General features: G+C 65.4%; 2 protein-coding genes and 1 pseudogene. 2 read left to right on the top strand and 1 reads right to left on the bottom strand.

What is annotated here, in order from left to right; translation table 11 throughout:
* Positions 1–200 precede the first annotated feature (200 nt).
* Positions 201–566 (top strand): MerR family transcriptional regulator, encoded by a 366-nt coding sequence (locus tag AC1D01_RS36355; RefSeq protein ID WP_477874617.1) that lies wholly within the window; start codon positions 201–203, stop codon positions 564–566.
* 39 nt (positions 567–605) lie between these two features.
* A pseudogene (locus AC1D01_RS36350) lies at positions 606–656 on the top strand (hypothetical protein); the annotation flags it as partial.
* A gap of 52 nt (positions 657–708) precedes the next feature.
* On the opposite strand, the gene AC1D01_RS36345 reads toward AC1D01_RS36350, so the two are convergent.
* A partial coding sequence (locus AC1D01_RS36345) for a hypothetical protein (RefSeq protein ID WP_477874615.1) occupies positions 709–997 on the bottom strand: 289 nt, incomplete at its 5' end.

The raw sequence follows: 997 nt of genomic DNA, 5'->3' as shown, positions 1-997 counted from the left end.
GCCGTGTAGTGCTTGGAGGTGGTCTCGGCCCACGCGAGGTTGATCGTGGCCGCTGCGAGGGCAAGCAGGCAGGCCACGAGCGCGCGAGATAGCATGCCGAACGGCAAGAAGGTCATGGAGTTGCTCCTGATGAGACAAAGGGGCGCTGACTGTCGAGCCTCACATCCGTGTCAGGGTCAAGCCGTCATTCTCAAATCCCCATGAAGCCTGTTGGATTACTCACCATCGGCGCACTGTCCCGCCTCACCGGCATCAGCGCGCGTGCGATTCGGCATTACGACACCCTGAAGCTGTTGAATTCTTCGCGCGCAGAAAACGGCTACCGGAAGTTCGAGTCCGGCGCAGCCGCGCAGGTGCGCCAGATCCAACGTCTCCTGGCCACCGGTCTGAGTCTTGACGAGATCCGGACCTTCCCCGGCTGCATGTTGCTGATCGAAGGCGCCACGCCCTGCAAGCAGACCTTGTCGGCGCAACGCGAGCGGCTGGCCCTCATCGAGGCGCAGATCGACGACCTGGAACGCCGACGCGCGCTATTGCGCGAGATGCTGGGCGACCACAGCGCCTGACTCTGGCTCGACTCCTTCGCGCGGGAGCTTCATGACACGCTGCTGCAAAGCACGCAGGGGCTGATTCTGCAGTTCCAGGCCGCGGCCGATCGAATGGCTGTAGACGATGTGACGCGAGCGGCACTGGACGAGGCTAGCGCCATCACGTCGCACCAGCACGATCCATCGGCACAGCACCCTGCACGTCCACACCATGGCCCACAGCCGCCGCAGCGCCAGGCGCAGCCCCGGCAACCAGGTGATGCGCGAGCGCCGCCACCAGGCGCTCCCCCGCATCGAAGTAATGCGTGTGCGCACCCAGGCCCAGGCAGGCTTCCACGTGCGTCAGGTCCGCCAGGCTCGCAAAATCCGGCGGCAGCGGGTCGAAGTTGCCGTAGGTCGAGCACCTGCCCAGCCGCGGTTCCGCCACGGTGCCGTCCATCGGTTCACCC

This window comes from Rhizobacter sp. P3_B12 (assembly GCF_056402895.1).
The sequence above is the reverse complement of the archived record's forward strand: the minus strand, read 5'-3'. Positions and strand labels throughout refer to the sequence as shown.

Bases quoted from the DNA above. Each gene is read 5' to 3' on its own strand.
- AC1D01_RS36355 (WP_477874617.1), top strand. From the start codon at position 201: ATGAAGCCTGTTGGATTACTCACCATCGGCGCACTGTCCCGCCTCACC.